Raw genomic sequence first — 19,954 nt, forward strand, 5'->3', positions numbered from 1 at the left:
CCTCGCACTGCCCTCACGTCAGGAGCCGCCCCGGGACGCGACGCAGGTCGAGGGTGTGGGGGGTCTCCGGCGAGGCGGCACGGGCCGCCGCCTCGCGCATCGCGCCGACGTCGAGCCGGCCGGCGGTGTGCCCGCGCGGCTCGAAGCGCACCGCCCGGCGGGCCTCGGCCTCCTGGGCGTTGACCGGGGGCGTGGCGTAGTTGCGGCCGCCCGGGTGCGACACGTGGTAGGTCGCGCCGCCCAGGCTGACCTCGGCGGCGGTGTCGACGACCTCGACGTGCAGCGGGGCGTGCACGGCGATCGAGGGGTGCAGGGCCGACCACGGCTGCCAGGCGCGGTAGCGCACACCGGCGTACAGCTCACCGGGGCGTCCTGTCGGGGTCAGGGGCACCGGCACACCCTGACACGTGACGAGGTGTCGGTGGGGGTCGATCCCCCGAACCGTGACCTGGAGCCGCTCGACCGAGGAGTCGACGTAGCGCGCGGTCCCGCCGCTGGCGGCCTCCTCGCCCAGCACCATCCACGGCTCGATCGCCTGGCGCAGCTCGATCTCGGCGGGCGGCAGGCCGGCGCCGAGCGGCACCTCGGTCTGGCCGATGCGGGGGAAGCGGAACTCGGTGAACGGGTCGAGCCAGGACTCCTCGAAGGCGATGCCGGCCGCCCGGAGGTCGGCGGCGACGGCGGCGATGTCGCGGATGCAGCCCTGCGGCAGCAGGAAGTCCTCGTGCAGGGCCGCGCCCCAGCGGACCAGCGGGTCGGCGCACGGCTCGTCCCAGAACATCGCGACCAGGCTGCGCACCAGCAGCGCCTGGACCAGCGCCATCTGCGGGTGCGGCGGCATCTCGAAGCCGCGCAGCTCCAGCAGCCCGAGCCGACCCCGCGAGGAGTCGGGGCTGTAGAGCTTGTCGATGCAGAACTCGGCGCGGTGGGTGTTGCCGGTCAGGTCGGTCAGCAGGTGCCGCAGCGCCCGGTCGACCAGCCAGGGGCGCGGCTCGAGGCCCTCCTCGGCGAGGTTCCCGGTGATCCGGTGCACCTCCGCGATCGCGATCTCCATCTCGTAGACCGCCTCCGGGCGGCCCTCGTCGAAGCGGGGCGCCTGGCTGGTCGGGCCGATGAAGCGGCCGGAGAAGAGGTAGGACAGCGAGGGGTGCCGCTGCCAGTAGGTCAGCAGGCTGACCAGCAGGTCCGGGCGGCGCAGCAGCGGGCTGTCGACCGGCTGGTGCCCGCCGAGGGTGAGGTGGTTGCCGCCGCCGGTGCCGGTGTGCAGCCCGTCGAGGTCGAACTTCTCGGTCGTCAGCCGGGCCTGGCGGGCGTGCTCGTAGAGCGTGTGGGTCAGGTCGCGCTGCTGCGCCCAGGAGCGGGTCGGCTGCACGTTGACCTCGATGACGCCGGGGTCGGGGGTGACGCTGAGGCTGGTCAGGCGCGGGTCGGGCGGCGGGCCGTAGCCCTCGAGCACGACCGGCTGCCCCACCCGGCGGGCGGCGACCTCGACCAGCCGGAGCAGGTCGGCGTAGTCCTCCAGGCGCTCGGTCGGCGGCAGGAACACGTGCACGTGCCCGTCGCGCACCTCGAAGGCCAGCGCCGTCGTCGGGGCGCCCTCCGGGTCGACCACCGTCACGCTCGGCACCTTCGGGTCCAGCGGCGGTCCCGCCTCGAGGTACGACGGCTGGTCGGTCGCCTCGGGGTCGACCCACGAGATCGAGTCCAGCGGGAGCCGCAGCCCCACCGCGCTCGTGCCCGGCGTCAGCACCAGACGGCCGCGACGGAAGGTCCACTGCGGGCTGGTCCACTCCTCGCCGGTCGCCAGCGGCAGCACCCAGCCGGTCGGCTCCTCCTGCTGGTCGAGCAGCGAGCGCCAGCGGGCGTCGTCGAGACCCGGCTCCTCGGTCGCGGAGCCGAGCGGGCGACGCACCTCGGTCGCGACCTCGGCGAACGGGTCCTCGTACGCCGGGCGCAGCTGCTCCGCGGGCAGGCCCAGCACCGCGGTGACCCGCTCGGCCAGCGCGCGGGCGTCGTCGTCGCTCGCCGTGCCCTCGACCCAGGGCTCGGCGAACAGCGCAGGGTCCTGCCACAGCGGCACCCCGTCGGTGCGCCACTGGAGCGAGATGTTCCACCGGGGCAGCGGCTCGCCCGGGTACCACTTGCCCTGGCCCCGGTGCACGACCCCTCCACCGGCGTACTCCTCACGGAGGCGGTCGGCCAGGTCGCGGGCCAGCAGCCGCTTCTCGGGGCCGTCGGCGTCGGTGCTCCACTGCGCCGTCGTGGCGTCGTCGAGGGAGACGAAGGTCGGCTCGCCGCCCATCGTGAGCCGGACGTCGCCCTCCTCGAGCCGCCGGTCGACGGCCTCCCCGAGCGCGTCGATACGGCCCCACTGGGCGTCGGTGTAGGGCTTGGTGACGCGCGGGTCCTCGTGGACCCGGGTGACCTGGTTGTGGAAGGAGAACGTGACCTCGACGGGGTCGGTGGCCCCCTCGATGGGCGCGGCGCTGCTGGGGTGCGGGGTCGCGGAGAGCGGGATGTGGCCCTCGCCCGCGAACAGCGCGGAGGTGGGGTCCATGCCGACCCAGCCGGCGCCGGGGATGAAGACCTCGGTCCACGCGTGCAGGTCGGTGAAGTCCTCGGCCGGCCCGCTCGGGCCGTCCAGCGCCTCCTGGTCGGCGGCCAATTGGACGAGGTAGCCGGAGACGAACCGCGCCGCCAGGCCGTACATCCGCAGCAGGCTGACCAGCAGCCACGCCGAGTCGCGGCACGAGCCGATGCCCAGGGCGAGCGTCCGGTCCGGGTCCTGCACGCCGGGCTCCATCCGGACGCTGTAGGCGACGTCGCGGTGCACGGCGGCGTTGAGCTCGGCCAGGAACGTGACCGTCGGGACGCCGTCCTCCGGCAGCGCCGGGAGCCGCTCGCGCCACGCGGCGAGGTCGTCGCTGGCGTCGACGGGGCGCAGGTACGGCGCGAGGTCGGCCGCCAACGCCGGCTCGTAGGCGAACGGGTAGCGCTCGGCGTGCTCCTCGATGAAGAAGTCGAACGGGTTGATCGTCATCAGGTCCGCGACCAGGCCGACGGTGATGTCGAGGGTGGTGACCTTCTCAGGGAAGACCAGGCGGGCCAGCCAGTTGCCGAACGGGTCCTGCTGCCAGTTCACGAAGTGGCCCGCTGGCTTCACGTCCAGGCTGTAGGCCTCGATGGGGGTCCGGCAGTGGGGGGCGGGTCGCAGGCGGACCACGTGCGGCGACACCGAGACGGGCTCGGCGAAGTCGTAGGTGGTGCGGTGCTCCAGCGCGACCTTGATCGACATGACCCCAGCATCCCCCGCGCACGTTGCCCCGGGGTAACCCCCGGGCGGTGGGAGACGTGGAGTGCACCGAGGCCGCCAGCCTCACGCGAAGCGGGCCGCGACCTCCACCAGCCGGTCGTTCGCCTCGGGCTCACCGACCGAGACCCGGCAGCCCTCGCCGGCGAAGGGGCGGACCACGATGCCGGCCTCGTCGCAGGCGGCGGCGAACTCGGCGGTGCGCTCGCCGAGGGCGAACCAGAAGAAGTTGCCCTGGGCCTCGGGGACGTCCCAGCCGACCTCCCGCAGGGCCGCGCCGACCCGGTCGCGCTCGGCCACCAGCGCGTCGACCCGCTCGAGCAGCGCCGACTCGGCCTCCAGGGAGGCGACCGCGGCGACCTGGGCGACCGCCGAGACACCGAAGGGCAGCGACACCGCGCGCAGGGCCGCGGCGATCTCGGAGTGCGCGACGGCGTACCCGACCCGGAACCCCGCCAGGCCGTAGGCCTTGGAGAAGGTGCGGAAGAGCACCACGTTGGGGTGCGCGCGATAGGTCGCGAGCCCGTCGACGGCGTCGGGCATCCGGACGAACTCGAGGTAGGCCTCGTCGACGACGACCACGACGTGCGGCGGCACCGTCGCGAGGAACGCGTCGAGCTCGGTCTGCGTCACCGACGGGCCGGTGGGGTTGTTGGGGGTGCAGACGATGACGACCTTGGTGCGGTCGGTGATCGCCGCGGCCATCGCGTCGAGGTCGTGGCGGGCGTCGTCGGTCAGCGGCACCTGCACGGAGACGGCGCCGGCGGAGGTGACGGCGATCGGGTAGGCCTCGAAGGAGCGCCATGCGTAGACGACCTCGTCGCCGGGGTCGCAGAACGCCGCGAGCAGCTGGTAGATCAGCGCCACCGAGCCGGTGCCGGCCGCAAGGTCCTCGACGGGTACGCCGAGGCGCGCGGCCAGGCCGGCGTACAGCGTCGCGTTGCCCATGTCGGGGTAGCGGTTCATCAGGTCCACCGCGCCGCGGGCGGCGTCGACGACACCGGGCAGCGGCGGGTAGGGGTTCTCGTTGCTGGAGAGCTTGTAGGTCACCAGGTCCGGCCGCGGGGTGGGCGGCTTCCCGGGGACGTAGGCCGGGATCTCGCGGATGTGCGAGCGCGGCTGCGGGGTCGACGGGGTGGTCATGGCGCCCACCCTAGTGACGCCGTCAGGGCAGGACGGGCATGTACGTCGTGATCGTCGGCCCGTCGACGTGGACCAGGACCGAGCCGTCCCCCGAGCCCGTGTCCAGCTCGTCGAGGAAGGGCGGCGCCGGGCTGACGGGGACCCTCGTCCCGGTCGCCGTGTCGTAGACCAGCGCCCCCTCCTCCGTGCCCACGTGCACCAGGGTGCCGTCGTCGGCGAGGACGCCCCCACGCGCCCCGCGGGGCAGGTCCGCGGTGAGCTCGCGCACGAGCCCGGTGTCGGTGGAGACCAGCAGCAGATCCGTGACCTCGGCCGGCCCCTCGCTGCCCGGCCGGGGGGCCATGACGAGCACGAGCCCCCCGTCGGAGGACAGACCGATCGGCGTGAGGGTGGTGCGACCCGGGACCTCGAGCTCACGTCGCCCGGAGCCCTGCTCCCACAGCATCAGCCGCCCGCGCCGCTGCGACGTGACGGGGTCCTGCTCGCCCTGCACCCAGGCGACGTGCCGCCCGCCGGCGGCCAGGACCGGCTGCTCGGCCCGGTCGTCGCTGGCACGGTCGGGGATCCACCACGTCCGGTCCCGGACCAGCTGGGTCAGGGCGAAGCCGCCGCGCGGACTCGTCGCCAGCAGCCTGGTCGCGTCGTCGGACAGCTGCAGGTCCAGCCCCTCGACGACCCGCCCGTCCTCGGTCACCCGCGGCGCGAACAGACCGGCCCGGAGGTCGACGAGGCCCTGGAAGGGGTAGTCGGTGCGGCCCGGCTGGTCGGGGCGGATCGTGGAGTTGTACGTCGAGACGGCGGCCACCGCGCCGTCGGCCGACAGGCTCCCGCCCCAGGTCTGCTCGCTGGTGCGCGGCGAGATGAGCGCCAGTCGCTGCCGGGTGCGGTCCCACACGAAGACGTCGGTGCCGTCGCCCCGGCTGTCGAAGGACACGAAGCGACCGTCCGCGGAGACGTCCAGGCCGGCGTGGTGGCCGTAGGCGTCGGAGTCGACCAGCCCGGCGGTGATCTCCTCGACCCGCGGGGCGACCCGGGTCACCACGGGGCGCGTGCGGGCGCGGGGCCCGTCGGCGCTGCGGCGTACGACGGCGCGGTAGCGGTGCACGCGCTGCTCCGACTCCTCCAGGCTCACCTCGAAGACGCCTCCGGACGACGTGCGGGTGCGCGCGACCGCCGACCAGTCCCCGCCCCGACGGTGCTGCACGACCACGCGGCGGCCCTCGCCCGCCCCGGGGAAGCCGCCCACGAGCTCCACCGGCGCGCCCACCGGCACGACCGGGGCGACCACGAGGACCGGCTCGGCGGCGCTCGGCCGCGGCGCGGGTGCTGCGGGTGCTGCGGGTGCTGCGGCGAGGAGGAGCGTCAGCACCAGCGGGACCGACAGCGTGGCGGGACGACTCATGCGGCGCAGGGTGGCACACCCCCACCCGGCGCGGCTCCCCCGCGCGATGCGGGCGGGACCCTCACCGCCGCCAGGGGCGCACCACCGGCAGCAGCGCGAGACCGACCAGCACCCCGATCGCGGCGCCGGAGAGGTTGTCGACGACGTCGGTGACGTCGCAGGAGCGGTCGAGCCGGGCCAGCACCTGCTGCGTGGCCTCGATCGCGACCGAGACCAGGCCGAGGCCGAGCAGGCCGACGGGGATCGTCCACCGGGCGCTGCGCCACCGGGCGAGCACCAGCACGAGCAGGGCGCCCGACGGCACGAAGACCACGGCGTTGAGCAGCCGCTGCCCGCCGCTGACGATCCAGAAGCCCTCGGGCGCCGGCCCGCCGTAGTCGAAGGAGCAGGAGTTGTAGTAGCGCTCGTCGGCGTAGACCACGCCCGGCGCGCCGTCGGCCGGGATCAGGGTGAGGAAGCCGATCGTGGCCAGCGACCACAGCAGCAGGCCCAGCGACCACGCCCACCTGGAGCCGGTACGCCGGCGCAGCACCGCGACCAGGGCCAGGCACGGCACACCGGCCAGCGCGATGCCGAGCAGCATCACGCCCACACCACCGACCGGGAACACCGCCCCGAGGGTAGTGCCGACCCCGCCCCCGCGTCGGGACCCCCGCCCGGCCCCGCGGAGCCGTCCCCACCTGCCATGATCGAGGGGTGCGCATCGTCACCTGGCTCTTCACCAACGCCGTCGCGCTGGCCGCCGCCGCGTGGCTGATCGACGGCATCCGCTTCACGCCGCAGTCGGCGCCGACCTCGGAGAAGGTGGTGCCGCTGATCCTGGTGGCGCTGATCCTCGGTGCCGTCACCGCCTTCGTGAAGCCGGTGCTGAAGCTGCTCTCCTTCCCGCTGATCCTGCTGACGCTGGGGCTGTTCCTGCTGGTCATCAACGCCGGCATGCTGCTGCTGACCGACGCGATCGCCGACGCACTCGACATCGGGTTCCGCGTCACCGGCTTCTGGCCGGCCGTGGGCGGCGCGATCGTCATCACCGTCGTCACCTGGCTCGTCGACGGCGTCATCGGCCGCGACGACTGACGGTGAGCACCCCCGCGCTGCCCCTGCCGCGTGAGCCCGGCCGCTACCGCATCGGACTGGTCTGCCTCGGCAACATCTGCCGCTCCCCGATGGCCGACGTCGTGCTGCGCACCCGCGTCGACGAGGCCGGCCTGTCGGCCTCGGTCGCCGTGGACTCCTGCGGCACCGGCGGCTGGCACGTCGGCGACCCGATGGACCGCCGGGCGGCCGCCACGCTCACCGCCGCCGGCTACGACCCGGTCCACCGTGCGCAGCAGTTCGATCCGTCCTGGCTCGACGACCACGACCTGCTGCTGGCCATGGACGGCGCCAACCTCGCCGACATCGGCGGTCGCTCCGATCGGGTCGGGCTCTTCCGCGACCTCGACCCCGTCGGCACCGGTGGGGAGGTACCGGACCCCTACTACGGTGGGGACTCCGGGTTCGAGGAGGTGCTGTCGATGGTGGAGCGCACGTGCGCGGCGCTGGTGGCCGCGCTGCCCGCCGCCCTGTCCCCGTCGTCCGAGCACGAACGATCGGACCGGGAGCAGGCGTGACCCGCGCCCCTCGGGTGGCCCAGCGCGCCGAGCAGCTGCTCGGCTCGGCCGTCGTCGCGACCGCGGAGGTCGCCGGCGGCGACACCTGCCGTGCCACCAAGCTGCGCCTCTCCGACGGCACCACCGCGCTGATGAAGACCGCCCCCCGCGTGCCGGCCGGCTTCTTCACCGCCGAGGCCGACGGCCTGCGCTGGCTCGCCGCCGCCGGCCAGGACGCCGCGCCCGTCCCCGACGTCCTCGCCGTCGACGAGGAGTGCCTCGTGGTGCGCTGGGTCGAGCCGGCGCGTCCCTCCCCCGACTCCGCGGTCGCCTTCGGGCGCGCCCTGGCGCACACCCACCGCGCCGGCGCCGACGCCTTCGGTGCCGAGCGGGACGGCTTCATCGGCCGACTGCCGCTGCCCCAGCGCACCGCCCCCACCTGGGCGGAGTTCTACGCCGTACGCCGGCTCCTGCCCTACCTCAAGCTCGCCCGGGACCGCGGCGCGATCGAGGAGGAGCAGGCCCGCACGATCGAGTCCGTCGTGGGCCGACTGCCCGGCCTGCTGCCCGAGGAGCCACCCGCGCGCCTGCACGGCGACCTGTGGAACGGCAACGTGGTGTGGGGCGTGGGCACCCCGGGCGAGCCCGCGCAGGGCTGGCTGGTCGACCCGGCGGCGTACGGCGGGCACCGCGAGGCGGACCTGGCGATGCTCGCGCTCTTCGGGCTGCCGCACCTGCCGCAGGTCCTGGAGGCCTACGAGTCGGTGCACCCGTTGGCCGAGGGCTGGCAGGACCGCGTCGCCCTGCACCAGCTCTTCCCGCTGCTCGTGCACGCCTGCCTCTTCGGCGGCGGCTACGGTCCCCGCGCGGCCGACCTCGCCGCCCACTACGCGTGAGTGCTCTCAGCCACCCCTCAGCCGTGCCTGGCACAGTGACAGCGTGAACACCCAGGCCGACCCGCGACAGCGCGTCCTGGTCGTCGACGACGACAAGGCCGTGCGGGAGTCGCTGCGCCGCAGCCTCGAGTACAACGGGTACGACGTCGTGCTGGCCAGTGACGGCGCCGAGGCCCTGGCCACGATCGGCACCGCCCGCCCTGACGTCGTGGTGATGGACGTGATGATGCCGCGCCTCGGTGGCCTGGAGACGACCCGCGCGCTGCGGGCCGCCGGCCACGACCTGCCCGTCCTCGTCCTGACCGCCCGCGACGCCGTGGGCGACCGGGTCGAGGGCCTCGACGCCGGCGCCGACGACTACCTCACCAAGCCCTTCGCGCTGGCCGAGCTGCTGGCCCGGCTGCGCGCCCTGCTGCGCCGCGTCACCCCGGCCGAGGGTGCCCACGACGAGGTCCTCTCCTTCGCCGACCTCACCATGGACACCGCCAGCCGCGAGGTCCACCGCGGGCAGCGCGCCATCGAGCTGACCCGCACCGAGTTCACGCTGCTGGAGATGTTCCTGCGCCGGCCGCGCCGGGTGCTCGAGCGCTCCTTCATCCTCGAGGAGGTCTGGGGCTACGACTTCCCCACGACCGCCAACTCCCTGGAGGTCTACGTCGGCTACCTGCGGCGCAAGACCGAGGCCGAGGGCGAGCCGCGACTGCTGCACACCGTGCGCGGCGTCGGCTACGTGCTCAAGGAGTCATGAGCGAGCCCGCCGCCCCCGCCGGGACGGTGGCGGCGACCGGTCCCGGGGCCGACGGCCCGGCGCCCCGGTGGCACTACCGCCGCTCGCTGGCCAGCCGGATCACCCTGCTCACCACGATCGCGGTCGGTGTCGCGGTCGCCTTCGTCGCGCTCGGCGCCTTCATCACCACCCGGGTGCAGCTGCAGAGCTCGCTGGACTCCTCGCTGCTCGAGCGCGCCCAGCAGGCCGCGACCCAGGCCACCCTGGCCAACAGCGTGCGCGCCGACATCCCGCCGTGGGCGCTGGGCGCCGGCGACATCCGGATCGCCTTCATCGACCTCGACCACAACCCGCCGGTGCTCTCGGCCGACAGCGCCGACGACCCCAAGATCTCCCTGGGTGACGAGGAGCTGGCCGTGGCGCTGCGCTCCACGGCGTACTCCCTGCGCACGGTCGAGACCGAGGCGGAGCGCTTCCGGGTCGTGGCCGTGCCGGCCGGGCAGGACCGCCAGGCGCTCGTGCTCGCGCAGTCGCTGGAGCCGCAGGAGCGGGTGCTGGCCAAGCTGGGGTTCGTCAGCATCCTCTTCGGCGTCGCCGGCATCATCACCGCCGGCATGGCCGGCTGGGCGGTCGCGACCAACGGCCTGCGACCGGTACGCCGGCTCACCGGCGCCGTCGAGACCATCGCCCGCACCGAGCGGCTGGAGCCGATCGCGGTCGAGGGCGACGACGAGGTCGCCCGGCTGGCGACCGCGTTCAACCAGATGCTCCTCGCGCTGGACCACTCCCGCGCCCGTCAGCGCCAGCTCGTCGCCGACGCGGGCCACGAGCTGCGCACGCCGCTGACCTCGCTGCGCACCAACATCGAGCTGCTCGGCCAGGCCGACGGCGGCGGGGCCGACCTGCCGCCGGGGGCCCGCGAGGAGCTGCTCGACGACGTGGCCGCGCAGATCGAGGAGCTCAGCCAGCTCGTCGGGGACCTCGTCGAGCTCGCCCGCGACGAGCCGCTGCCGACCGTGGTGGAGGCGCTCGACCTGGCCGAGGCCGTCGACCACGCCGTGGAGCGGGTGCGCCGTCGCGCCCCCTCGGTGGCCTTCGAGGTCGAGGCGACCCCCTGGGTGGTGCGCGGGGAGGCCGGCACCCTCGAGCGGGCCGTCACCAACCTGCTCGACAACGCCGCCAAGTGGAGTCCACCGGGCGGCACCGTGCGGGTCTCCCTGGCCGACGGGGTGCTCACCGTCGACGACGAGGGCCCCGGCATCGCCGAGCAGGACCTCCCGCACGTCTTCGACCGGTTCTACCGCTCCGAGGAGTCCCGGGCGATGCCCGGCTCCGGGCTCGGCCTCTCGATCGTCGCCCAGGCCGCGGAGCGTCACGCGGGCCGGGTGCACGCCGAGCGTTCGCCGTACGGCGGGGCCCGGCTGGTCCTCGCCCTGCCCGGTGGCCCGGCCCCGCTCGCCTGAGCACACCTACACTCGGGCCCCATGACTGCCGACGTGACTGCCGAGGCCGAGTCGTTCCTCCCCGTCAGCATCATCCTGGGCGGGGTGCAGAAGGGCGCCTCCGGCACGCTGCACGCACTGCTGGTGCGGCACCGTCACGTCGCCCGGCACGGGGTGAAGGAGCGGCACTTCTTCGACGACGACTCGCGCGACTGGTCGACGCCGGACTACTCCGACTACGGCACCGTCCCGCGGGCCGACCAGCAGGGGCTGGCGCGCCGCGCGATCGACTCCACACCGTCGTACCTCTTCTGGCCGGGGGCGATGGAGCGGATCGCCGCCTACGACGCCCACCTCGCCGCCACCGGCGGGCCGCAGGTGCAGGTGGTGCTGTGCTTCCGCGACCCGATCGAGCGGGCGTTCTCGCAGTGGACGATGCTCACCGACAAGCTGGCCGGGAAGCGCGACTACCCCTCCTTCGGGGAGCTGATCCGCATGCGCACGCCCGGGGTGAGCGAGGTGCCGGAGGGGTGGAGCAAGCGTGACGCCCGGCAGTACTCCGTCGTCGCGCGCGGCCTCTACGGCGTCCAGCTGCGCCGGGCGCTCGAGCACCTGCCGCGTGAGCGGATGCTGCTGATGCGCTTCGACGACGTCGTCGGCGACCCCGCCGGCGCGTTGGACACCATGACCGACTTCCTCGGTCTGCACCGCTTCGGCCGCGACATCGACCCCCGCCCGCGCAACTCCCACGACCGCCGCCTCGACGCCGCCCCGCCCACCGGGGAGGACCTGCGGCTGCTGGCCGACACCTACGCCGACGACCTCGCGACCTTCACCCGGCTCTCCGGCCTGGACACCTCCACCTGGTCCACCGCCCGCATCCTGCGCGACGACCTCGACCCCGCCGAGCTCGCCGAGCGGCTCGCGCTCAAGGCCGGCCTGATCTGACGCCGAGGCGTCGCTGGCGCACGGCCGAGGCGTCGCTCGCGCACGGGCGCTGCGTGGGTCGAGGTGTGAGGCGCGCCAGCGCCGAGCGTCGAGACCTCGTAGCCTCCGCTGCGTGGACCTCGCCTTCTTCCGCCCGCTCCCCGACCACGAGCAGCCCGACGCGATCGAGCCGCTGCTGCTCGCCCGCAGCAGCTGGTCCGACGAGCAGGCGCACGGGGTGGCGGTCGCCGGGGCACTGGGCCGCGCCGCCGAGGCCGTCGTACGCCGGCAGCGTCCCGAGCTCGTGCCGACCCGCGTGACCGTGGACCTGTTCACCCCCACCCGGATGGCTCCGGCGTGGACCACGACCGAGGTGGTGCGCGAGAGCGGCCGGCTCATGCTGGTGGACGTGGTGCTGCACCAGGAGGCCGGGCCGACCGCGCGCGCCTCCACCCTGTGGCTGCGCCCCAGCGAGGACGCCCCCGGCGAGACCTGGTCCAACCCGGACCGGCCCGAGGCCCCGCCGCTGGAGGTCGCGCCGGAGACCGACGAGCCGCACGTGCCGTTCATCCACAGCGGGGCCGGCTGGTCCCAGGACTTCCGCGAGCACCAGGACGCCGAGCGCAAGACCTACTGGAACACCGCGCCCTCCATCGTGCTCGGCGAGCCGGTGACGCCGTTCCAGGCGGTCGCCGCGTCGGCCGACGGGACGAGCCTGGCCACCAACTGGGGCACGGCCGGGGTGCAGCACATCAACGCCGACGTCACGCTCACGCTCGCCCGCCCGCCGGTCGGGGTGACGGTGGGCCTGCGCGCCCTGGACCGGGTCGAGCACGACGGCGTGGCCGTGAGCAGCTGCACGGTCTTCGACCGGCACGGGACCATCGGCACCACCGTGGTCACGTCGATGTCCAACACCCGTCGCGGCATCGACATGGGCGGCAAGCGCTGGGAGGACGACCCGCGCTCGGAGCCGGGCGTCTGAGGGCCGGACCGGTCTCCCCACGGCGTACCGGGCGCTGGCCGGGCACCCGGTCAGGTGGAGCGGGCCGCGGGGTCGGCGTGCCTAGGGTGGCGCCATGACCACCCTGCTGCGCTCCCTGACCCTCTGCCTCGCGCTCGCCCTCACGCTGACCGCCTGCGGGGGCGACGGCGAGAGCGGCACCGTCCCGGAGGTCGCCGACACCAGCGTGGCCGCGGCGGTGGAGTCGGCGAAGGCAGAGGGCGCGGCCGTGGTCGACGTCCGCACGCCCGAGGAGTACGCCGAGGGCCACGTGGAGGGCGCCACCAACATCGACGTCCAGGCCACCGACTTCGACGACCGGGTCGCCGAGCTCGACCGCGACACGACGTACGTCGTCTACTGCCGCTCCGGCAACCGGTCGGCAGCCGCGGCCGAGCGGATGCGCGAGGCCGGGCTCACCGTCGTGGACGGCGGGTCCCTCGAGGACATGGCCGCCGCCGGCTACCCGGTGGGCTGACCCCCCTCCCCCGAGCAGGACGGGTCGGACGGGTCGGACGGGTCGGACGGGTCGGACGGGTCGGACGGGTCGGGCGGGTCGGACGGTCGGACGGGTCGGACGGGTCGGACGGGTCGGACGGGTCGGACGGGTCGGACGGGTCGGACGGGTCGGACGGGTCGGACGGGTCGGACGGGTCGGACGGGTCGGACGGGTCGAACCGGCGTATTGATACGCCGGCTCGGCGTACCAGGCTGGTCGAACCGGCGTATTGATACGCCGGCTCGGCGGGCTCGCCCCCCCCGGGCCACGGGGGGAGGTGTGCTCAGTCGTCCTCGGGGGAGTCCCGGGTGACCGTGCCGGTGCTGCGCCAGCCCCGCTCGAAGGGCAGCCGCCAGGCGTGCGGGGCGATGAGCTGGTGGATGGCGTTGGGGCCCCACGAGCCGGGCTGGTAGGACCGCACCGGCGGCGGGTGCTCGAGCAGCGGCATCGACTTGGCCCACAGCTCCTCGATGCCCTCGGCGGTGGTGAACAGCGTGTGGTCGCCGCGCATGGCGTCGTGGATGAGCCGCTCGTAGGCCTCCAGCACCAGCCCCGACGCCTCGGTGTCGTGGGTGGCGAACTGCATCGAGAGCTTGTCCAGCTTCATGCCCGGGCCGGGCCGCTTGCCGTAGAAGGAGAGCGACATCTTCGACTGGTCGGCGAGGTCGAAGGTGAGGTGGTCGGGGCCCTGGGTGCCGACGTTGGAGCCCTTGGGGAACATCGTCAGCGGCGGCTCCTTGAAGGCGATGGAGATGATCCGCGCGCCCTCGGCGAGCTTCTTGCCGGTGCGCAGGTAGAACGGCACGCCGGCCCAGCGCCAGTTGTCGATCTCGACCCGCAGCGCCACGAACGTCTCGGTGTCGGAGTCGTCGGCGACCTCCTCCTTGCCGCGGTAGCCGGCGTACTGGCCGCGCACGGCGTGGTGCGGCTCGATCGGCTTCATCGAGCGGAACACCTTGAGCTTCTCGTCGCTGATCGGGTCCGGGGCCAGGGAGGTCGGCGGCTCCATCGCGGTGAACGCCAGCACCTGCATCAGGTGGGTGACGACCATGTCGCGGTAGGCGCCGGTGGTCTCGTAGAACTTCGTGCGCCCCTCCAGCCCGAGGGTCTCGGGGACGTCGATCTGCACGTGGTCGATGAAGTTGCGGTTCCAGATCGGCTCGAAGAGACCGTTGGCGAAGCGGAAGGCCAGGATGTTCTGGGCGGCCTCCTTGCCCAGGAAGTGGTCGATGCGGAAGACCTGGGACTCCGCGAAGACCTCGTGCACCCGCGCGTTGAGCTTCTTGGCCGACTCCAGGTCGGTGCCGAACGGCTTCTCCATGATGATCCGCGCGCGCTCGACGAGGTTGCCCTCCTGCAGCTGCTCGAGCACCGCGAGGGCGGCCTTCGGCGGCACCGAGAGGTAGTGCAGCCGCCGCTTGTCGTGGATGTCGCCGGGCAGCAGCGTCTCCACGCGGTAGACCTCCGCGGCCAGCGCCTCGGTGCCCGCCGACTGCGGGACGTAGGACAGCATCGCCGAGAACCCGGCCCACACCTCGTCGGTCAGGTCCTCGTCGGCGAAGTCCTCGCAGGCCTGGCGTGCCAGCTTCACGAACTGCTCGGTGTCGAGGCCCTCCAGCGAGGTCCCCACGATCCTGGCGTCCTTGAGCAGGTCGGCCTCGAAGAGGTGCAGCAGACCCGGCAGCAGCTTGCGCCGCGCCAGGTCGCCGGTCGCTCCGAAGAGCACGACGACGGTCGGCTTCTCCATGTCCTCGACAGTAACCACCTCCTGTTGCGGGGCGGTGACGGGCGGTCTACGAATCGCCGTCCGTGCCGAGCGCCTCCAGCAGTCGGACGGCCTTGAGCATCGCCTCGGCGTGCTCCTCGACCGGGTCCGACAGCACGGTGATGCCACCGCCGGTCCCCAGAACGTAGCGCCCGTCCCCCGCGGTGACCAGCGAGCGGATGACCACCCCGAGGTCGGCGCGCCCGTCGCCCGAGACCCAGCCGAACGCGCCGGCGTACACGCCGCGGGGCGTGGCCTCCACCTCGTCGATGACCTCCATCGTGCGCAGCTTCGGCGCCCCGGTCATCGAGCCGGCCGGGAAGAGCGCGCGCAGCGCCTCGACGGTGCCGACGTCCGCGCGCAGCCGCCCGCGCACGGTCGAGACGAGCTGGTGCACCGAGGAGTAGGACTCCACCTCCATCAGCTGCGGCACCTCGACGCTGCCCGGCTCGCACACCGACGCCACGTCGTGGCGCAGCAGGTCGACGATCATCAGGTTCTCCGCGCGGTACTTCTCGTCCTGCGCCAGCCGCCTGCGGTGCTCGTCGTCCTCGGCGGGGTCCTCGCTGCGCGGGGTGGTGCCCTTGATCGGCTTGGTCTCCAGCACCCTGCCCCCCTCCCCGGTGGTCGAGCCCCCCTCCCCGGTGGTCGAGCCCCCCTCCCCGGTGGTCGAGCCCGTCGAGACCGTCGCGTAGCGCTCCGGGCTGCTCGACAGCAGCCACGCCCGCGCGCCGGGGACGTCGTGCTGGAGGAACCCGGCGTACGGCGCGGGGTTGAGCTCGCGCAGCCGCAGGTACGCCGCGAGCGGGTCGAGGTCGCTGGCCACCTCCAGCCGGTGGGTCAGGTTCACCTCGTAGGTGTCGCCGGCGTGCAGCCGCTCCTGCACCCGGTCGAAGGCCGCGCGGTAGTCGGGTGGGACCGCGGCAGTTTCACCACCCGGGTGGTGAAACTGCCGCCTGCCTGCTGGAACTTCGGTCGACAAGCGCCTGTTTCGCCACCCGGGTGGTGAATCCGGCCCTGCGTGCTCCACCAGCCGCACCCGCGACGGCCGCATCCACACGGCATCGGGCACGCCGTCGGGGACGTCGGGCGAGGGCCGGGCGGGCAGGTCGGGTCGGCAGGCGTACCCGAGGTAGCCGAACCACTGGTCGCGCGGACCGCCCAGCTCCAGCTCGCGGGAGAGCACCTCGAACACGTCGTCGCCGACGACCTCCGAGCTCCCCGAGGCGTGCCGGGTGACCTCGCGCCGGGCGGCGGAGTAGGTCAGCGAGACGTCGTCGTGCTCGAGCACCCCGAGGATCGAGCGCCGGCCCGACCACTCGCGGGCCCCGCCGCCGTCGAGCCAGAAGCGGCGCGGCGCCGTCGAGCGCTGCCAGGCCTCCAGCACCGGATCGATCACGACAGGAACCTCTCGACGACGTGCCGGCCGTGCTCGGAGAGCACCGACTCGGGGTGGAACTGCACGCCCTCGAGCGGCAGGTCGCGGTGCCGCACGGCCATCACGACGTCCGGTTCCCCCGGCTCCCCGGCGCAGGTGGCGGTGACCTCGAGGCAGTCGGGCACGTGGGTCGCCGCGAGCGAGTGGTAGCGCACCACCCGGAACCCCTGCGGCAGCCCCGCGAGCACGCCGGCGTCGGTGTGCCAGACCTCGCTGACCCGGCCGTGGGCCGGGGTGATGCGCTCCACACGACCGCCGTACGCCGTCACCAGGCCCTGCATGCCCAGGCACACGCCCAGCACGGGGCGGGTGGCCCGCAGCAGCACCTCGCGCCCCACCCCGAAGTCGGCGGGCTCGTCGGGGTGCCCGGGGCCGGGTGAGAGGACCACGTGGGTGTGCCCGAGCACCGACTCCGCGGACGTCTCGTCGTGCTGGACGACCCGCGGCAGCCGCCCGGTCACCGCGGCCACGAGGTGGACGAGGTTCTGGGTGTAGGAGTCGTGGTGGTCGACCACCACGACGTCGGGGACCGCCACGGTCACGTCGGCCGGGCCGTTCAGCCCAGCAGCCGGGCGACGATCTCGTGCAGCAGACCGTCCCCGCGCTGGGTCAGGATCGACTCGGCGTGGAACTGGATGCCGGTGTAGTGCGGGCCGCGCAGCACGTGCACGTCGCCGGTCTCGGGGTCGGCGTCCACGCTCACGCCCTCGGGCAGCGCGGTGTCGTCACCGACCCGCCCGACGAAGGTGTTGTAGAAGCCGACCCGCTCGGTGCGCCCGTCGACCCGCAGCGCCGACTGCGTGCCCTGGAAGACGATGTCCTTGTAGGCCAGCGGCAGGCCGAGCCGGTGGCACAGCGCCTGGTGGCCCAGGCACACCGCGAGGAACGGCTGCTCGCGCTCGAGCAGCCGGTCGACGGCTGCCCGCAGGGTCGCCATCTTGGCGTCGGCGTCGTCGCGGGGGTCGCCGGGGCCCGGGCCGACGATCACCAGGTCGGCGTCGTCGAGGCAGCCCTCGGTGTAGTCCTCGTGCCGCACCACCGAGCTCTCCAGGCCGAGCACCCCGAGCACGTGGCAGAGCATGTTCACGAAGTCGTCCTCGCCGTCGAGGATGACCACGCGGCGCCCGGCCAGCGCCGGGTCCGGCTCGCTGTCGGCCTGGTCGGTGAGCCAGAAGGTCGACAGCCGCCGGTTGCGGCCGTTGAGGGCGAGCAGCACGTCCTCGTCGTTGACCAGGCCGAGCAGCTCCTCGCGGCGGGTGGTCGGCGCGTCGACGAGCCCGAACGCCGAGAGGATGCCGCCGGCCTTCGCGTGCGTCTCGGCCACCTCGTACGCCGGATCCGAGTCCCTCACCAGCGTGGCGCCGGCGGTGACCGTGAGCCGGCCGTCGGGGTCGACGTCGGCGGTGCGGATGACGATGGGGCTGTCGAGCACCGGCTCGCCCTCGGGGTCACGCCCGAGGATCGCCAGCGCGGCGCCGTAGTAGCCGCGACCGTGCGGCTCGTACTCCTTGATCAGCCGGCAGGCGTTCTCGACCGGGGAGCCGGTGACCGTGGCGGCGTACATCGTGTCGCGCAGGACCTCGCGCACGTCGCTGTGCGTGCGCCCGGCCAGGAGGTACTCGGTGTGCACCAGGTGCGACATCGGCTTGAGGAACGGCCCGAGCACCTGGCCCCCCTCGTGGCAGATGTCGCACATCATCTTCAGCTCCTCGTCGACGACCATGAAGAGCTCGTAGATCTCCTTCTCGTCGGCGAGGAAGGAGAGCAGGTCGCGCTTGAGGTCGGCCGCGGGGGCGCCGTCGGGGGCCGCCACCTGCCGCGGGAGGCGGAAGGTGCCGGAGATGGGGTTCATCCGCACCTCGCCGCCGTGCACGCTGACGTGCCGCTCGGGGCTGGCCCCGACGAGGTAGCGGTCGCCGGTGAAGAAGAGGAAGGTCCAGTAGGCGCCGTGCTCGCGCTCGAGCAGCCGACGGAAGACCGTCAGCGCCCGCTCGGCGCTCCAGTCGGCCACGACCGCGCGGTAGCGGCGCCCGACGACGAGGTTGGCGCCCTCGCCCTGGCCGATCTCGTCGGTGATGATCTGCTCGACGACCTTCGCGTAGTCGTCGTCGTCGATGTCGAAGCCGCCGCGATCGGCCAGCGCGACCTCACCGTCGGGGATCGCGGCGAGGACCTCCGCGACGGAGTACTCCCGCTCCTCGTCGACGTCGACGACCACCAACGGGGTGCCGTCGTCGTGGGCCTCGAAGCCGCGCTCGGCGACCTGGCGGAACGGCACGGCCACCAGCCGGTCGCAGGTCCGGCCCGGTGCCGGCGGGCCGGTCTCCAGCGGCACGTCCATGATCGACTCGGCCACCCAGCGGCGACCGCCGACCAGGCCGACGGTGTCCTTGCCGCCCACGCGGGTCGAGCGCCGGATCAGCGCCCAGGCCTCGTGCCCCTGCAGCGCGTCGATCGCGGCACGGGCATCAGGGCGGGGCTCGGTCATGGGTGAAGCCTAGGAGGCGGCCGCCCGCTGCTGCCTCCCGGTTCCACGGGAGGGGACCGGCGGGGCGACGTAGGCAATCACTACTCATACCCCGGCAGGCCCCCGGCTCCCTAGCCTCCAGCAGCCAGTCGTCCCTCCCCACCGTCGCACGCCAGGAGTTCCCATGCCCCGCCCTCGACCCCGCCCTCGACCCCGCACCCGTCTCGCCGTGGCCTCCCTCGGCGCCGGTCTCGTGCTCCCCGCCCTCGCGACGCTGCCCTCGCAGGCCGTCATCGGCTCCGCGACCGTGACGCTCGACGACTGCGAGGTCGTCCTCGTCCCGAGCCAGGTCATCAGCGACGACGGCACCTGGACGACCACGATCGGGATCGACCACCCCTCCCCGGTGCCGGCGTACAGCTCGCAGACGGTGGGGTTCGATCTCGGATCGGTCCCGGCGGGCACCTTCCCGGAGGACCTCACCGACACGGCGCTCTACATCTACGCCGAGTTCGAGGACGGTCGGGGCGGTGACCTCAGCCTGTCGCCCCCGACGGCCGAGATCGGCACCCTCGACGCCAGCGAGCCGCTGGCGCTCGGCTCGCCGGACGTGGACAACGTGCGCTACTACTACTCCGGCCGCTACGAGCTGGGCCTGAAGAAGCTCGAGGTGGAGGTGTACGGACGCGACGCCTCCGGCGAGCTCCAGGACTACGTCTTCAGCTGCGACCGGCCGGCCCAGGCGGTGCCGATCGTCGAGTTCGGGGTCTTCGACCCCGAGGCAGACGCGGCGATCACCCTCGACTCCTTCCAGGCCACCCAGGGCCAGTCCATCGGGATCGACGGACGGGACTTCGCGGCCCGCACCACGAACGGCACCATCACCCCGACGGTCGGCGGCGAGCCGGCCAACACGTTCCCGGTCGACGACATCGGCTTCTTCGACGGCCAGCTCGTGGTGCCGGAGTTCGCTCCCCCGGGCCAGCAGGAGGTGCGGGCGACCTACCAGGGCGAGACCGCCACGGCGCTGATCACGGTCATCGCCAAGAAGGCGCAGCTGGTCGTCACCAAGGCGGTCAAGGCCGGCAAGAACCTCTCGGTCGGCGGCTCGCTGTTCAAGCCGGGCGAGAAGGTCACGCTGAAGCTGACGAAGAAGGGCAAGGCCCCGAAGGGCACCAAGAAGTCCTACGGCACCAGCGTCACCGCCGGCCCCGACGGCTCCATCGCCAAGACCGTCAAGCTCAAGAAGGCGGCCAAGGGGAAGTGGAAGGTCGCCGCCAAGGGTGCGAGCAGCGGCCGTACCGCGGGAGCGGGCTTCAAGGTCTCCTGACCCCGTCGGTACG

Annotated in this window: 17 protein-coding genes; 9 read left to right on the plus strand and 8 right to left on the minus strand. The window is 73.7% G+C overall.

Going from position 1 to position 19,954, the window contains the following annotated elements; all coding sequences use genetic code 11:
• Positions 1–13 precede the first annotated feature (13 nt).
• The 4 genes from BKA05_RS17035 to BKA05_RS17050 form a co-directional block, all read right to left on the minus strand.
• Positions 14–3,295: a transglutaminase family protein gene (locus BKA05_RS17035; RefSeq protein ID WP_179532490.1), complete on the minus strand. Its 3,282-nt coding sequence runs from the start codon at positions 3,293–3,295 to the stop codon at positions 14–16.
• A gap of 81 nt (positions 3,296–3,376) precedes the next feature.
• A complete protein-coding gene (gene hisC / locus BKA05_RS17040) occupies positions 3,377–4,453 on the minus strand; it encodes a histidinol-phosphate transaminase (protein ID WP_179532491.1) in 1,077 nt (358 codons plus the stop codon).
• Positions 4,454–4,475: 22 nt separating this feature from the next.
• On the minus strand, positions 4,476–5,855 hold the full coding sequence (locus BKA05_RS17045; protein ID WP_179532492.1) for a hypothetical protein: 1,380 nt from the start codon (positions 5,853–5,855) through the stop codon (positions 4,476–4,478).
• A 61-nt stretch (positions 5,856–5,916) separates the two neighbouring features.
• On the minus strand, positions 5,917–6,465 hold the full coding sequence (locus BKA05_RS17050; RefSeq protein ID WP_179532493.1) for a VanZ family protein: 549 nt from the start codon (positions 6,463–6,465) through the stop codon (positions 5,917–5,919).
• Between the two features lie 86 nt (positions 6,466–6,551).
• Between BKA05_RS17050 and BKA05_RS17055 the strand changes: the two genes are divergently transcribed.
• The 8 genes from BKA05_RS17055 to BKA05_RS17090 all read left to right on the plus strand — a co-directional run bounded on the left by BKA05_RS17055 (position 6,552) and on the right by BKA05_RS17090 (position 12,920).
• Positions 6,552–6,932, plus strand: coding sequence for a phage holin family protein (locus BKA05_RS17055; protein WP_179532494.1), 381 nt, complete (start codon positions 6,552–6,554; stop codon positions 6,930–6,932).
• A 2-nt stretch (positions 6,933–6,934) separates the two neighbouring features.
• Positions 6,935–7,468: an arsenate reductase/protein-tyrosine-phosphatase family protein gene (locus BKA05_RS17060; protein WP_179532495.1), complete on the plus strand. Its 534-nt coding sequence runs from the start codon at positions 6,935–6,937 to the stop codon at positions 7,466–7,468.
• Positions 7,465–8,343, plus strand: a complete 879-nt coding sequence (locus BKA05_RS17065) for a fructosamine kinase family protein (protein WP_179532496.1) — start codon at positions 7,465–7,467, stop codon at positions 8,341–8,343. The genes BKA05_RS17060 and BKA05_RS17065 overlap by 4 nt, the downstream gene beginning before the upstream one ends.
• A 43-nt stretch (positions 8,344–8,386) precedes the next feature.
• Positions 8,387–9,091 (plus strand): response regulator, encoded by a 705-nt coding sequence (locus BKA05_RS17070; RefSeq protein WP_179532497.1) that lies wholly within the window; start codon positions 8,387–8,389, stop codon positions 9,089–9,091.
• Positions 9,088–10,533, plus strand: a complete 1,446-nt coding sequence (locus BKA05_RS17075; protein ID WP_179532498.1) for a sensor histidine kinase — start codon at positions 9,088–9,090, stop codon at positions 10,531–10,533. The genes BKA05_RS17070 and BKA05_RS17075 overlap by 4 nt, the downstream gene beginning before the upstream one ends.
• Positions 10,534–10,554: 21 nt before the next feature.
• Positions 10,555–11,460 carry a sulfotransferase family protein gene (locus tag BKA05_RS17080; protein WP_179532499.1) on the plus strand — a complete coding sequence of 302 codons (906 nt, stop codon included), beginning with the start codon at positions 10,555–10,557 and terminating at the stop codon, positions 11,458–11,460.
• Positions 11,461–11,572: 112 nt separating this feature from the next.
• Complete coding sequence (locus BKA05_RS17085) at positions 11,573–12,424, plus strand: acyl-CoA thioesterase domain-containing protein (RefSeq protein WP_343045728.1); 852 nt, start codon at positions 11,573–11,575, stop codon at positions 12,422–12,424.
• A 94-nt stretch (positions 12,425–12,518) separates the two neighbouring features.
• Positions 12,519–12,920, plus strand: a complete 402-nt coding sequence (locus BKA05_RS17090) for a rhodanese-like domain-containing protein (protein WP_179532500.1) — start codon at positions 12,519–12,521, stop codon at positions 12,918–12,920.
• 304 nt (positions 12,921–13,224) lie between these two features.
• Here BKA05_RS17090 and zwf read toward each other — a convergent pair whose 3' ends face one another.
• Genes zwf through BKA05_RS17115 form a run of 4 tightly spaced genes read right to left on the minus strand, consistent with a single transcriptional unit; the run spans position 13,225 to position 18,632 of the window.
• Positions 13,225–14,688, minus strand: a complete 1,464-nt coding sequence (zwf, locus tag BKA05_RS17100; RefSeq protein WP_179532501.1) for a glucose-6-phosphate dehydrogenase — start codon at positions 14,686–14,688, stop codon at positions 13,225–13,227.
• Positions 14,689–14,734: 46 nt separating this feature from the next.
• Positions 14,735–16,105, minus strand: a complete 1,371-nt coding sequence (locus BKA05_RS17105) for a chorismate-binding protein (protein WP_179532502.1) — start codon at positions 16,103–16,105, stop codon at positions 14,735–14,737.
• A complete protein-coding gene (locus tag BKA05_RS17110) occupies positions 16,102–16,686 on the minus strand; it encodes an anthranilate synthase component II (RefSeq protein WP_343045729.1) in 585 nt (194 codons plus the stop codon). The genes BKA05_RS17105 and BKA05_RS17110 overlap by 4 nt, the downstream gene beginning before the upstream one ends.
• Positions 16,687–16,700: 14 nt before the next feature.
• Positions 16,701–18,632, minus strand: a complete 1,932-nt coding sequence (locus tag BKA05_RS17115) for an anthranilate synthase family protein (protein WP_179532504.1) — start codon at positions 18,630–18,632, stop codon at positions 16,701–16,703.
• A 208-nt stretch (positions 18,633–18,840) separates the two neighbouring features.
• Here BKA05_RS17115 and BKA05_RS17120 point away from each other — a divergent pair, with 208 nt between their 5' ends.
• Positions 18,841–19,941 carry a hypothetical protein gene (locus BKA05_RS17120; RefSeq protein ID WP_179532505.1) on the plus strand — a complete coding sequence of 367 codons (1,101 nt, stop codon included), beginning with the start codon at positions 18,841–18,843 and terminating at the stop codon, positions 19,939–19,941.
• Positions 19,942–19,954: the final 13 nt, after the last annotated feature.

Origin of the sequence: Nocardioides marinus, from assembly GCF_013408145.1 — a bacterium.
Classification (GTDB): Bacteria; Actinomycetota; Actinomycetes; order Propionibacteriales; family Nocardioidaceae; genus Nocardioides; species Nocardioides marinus.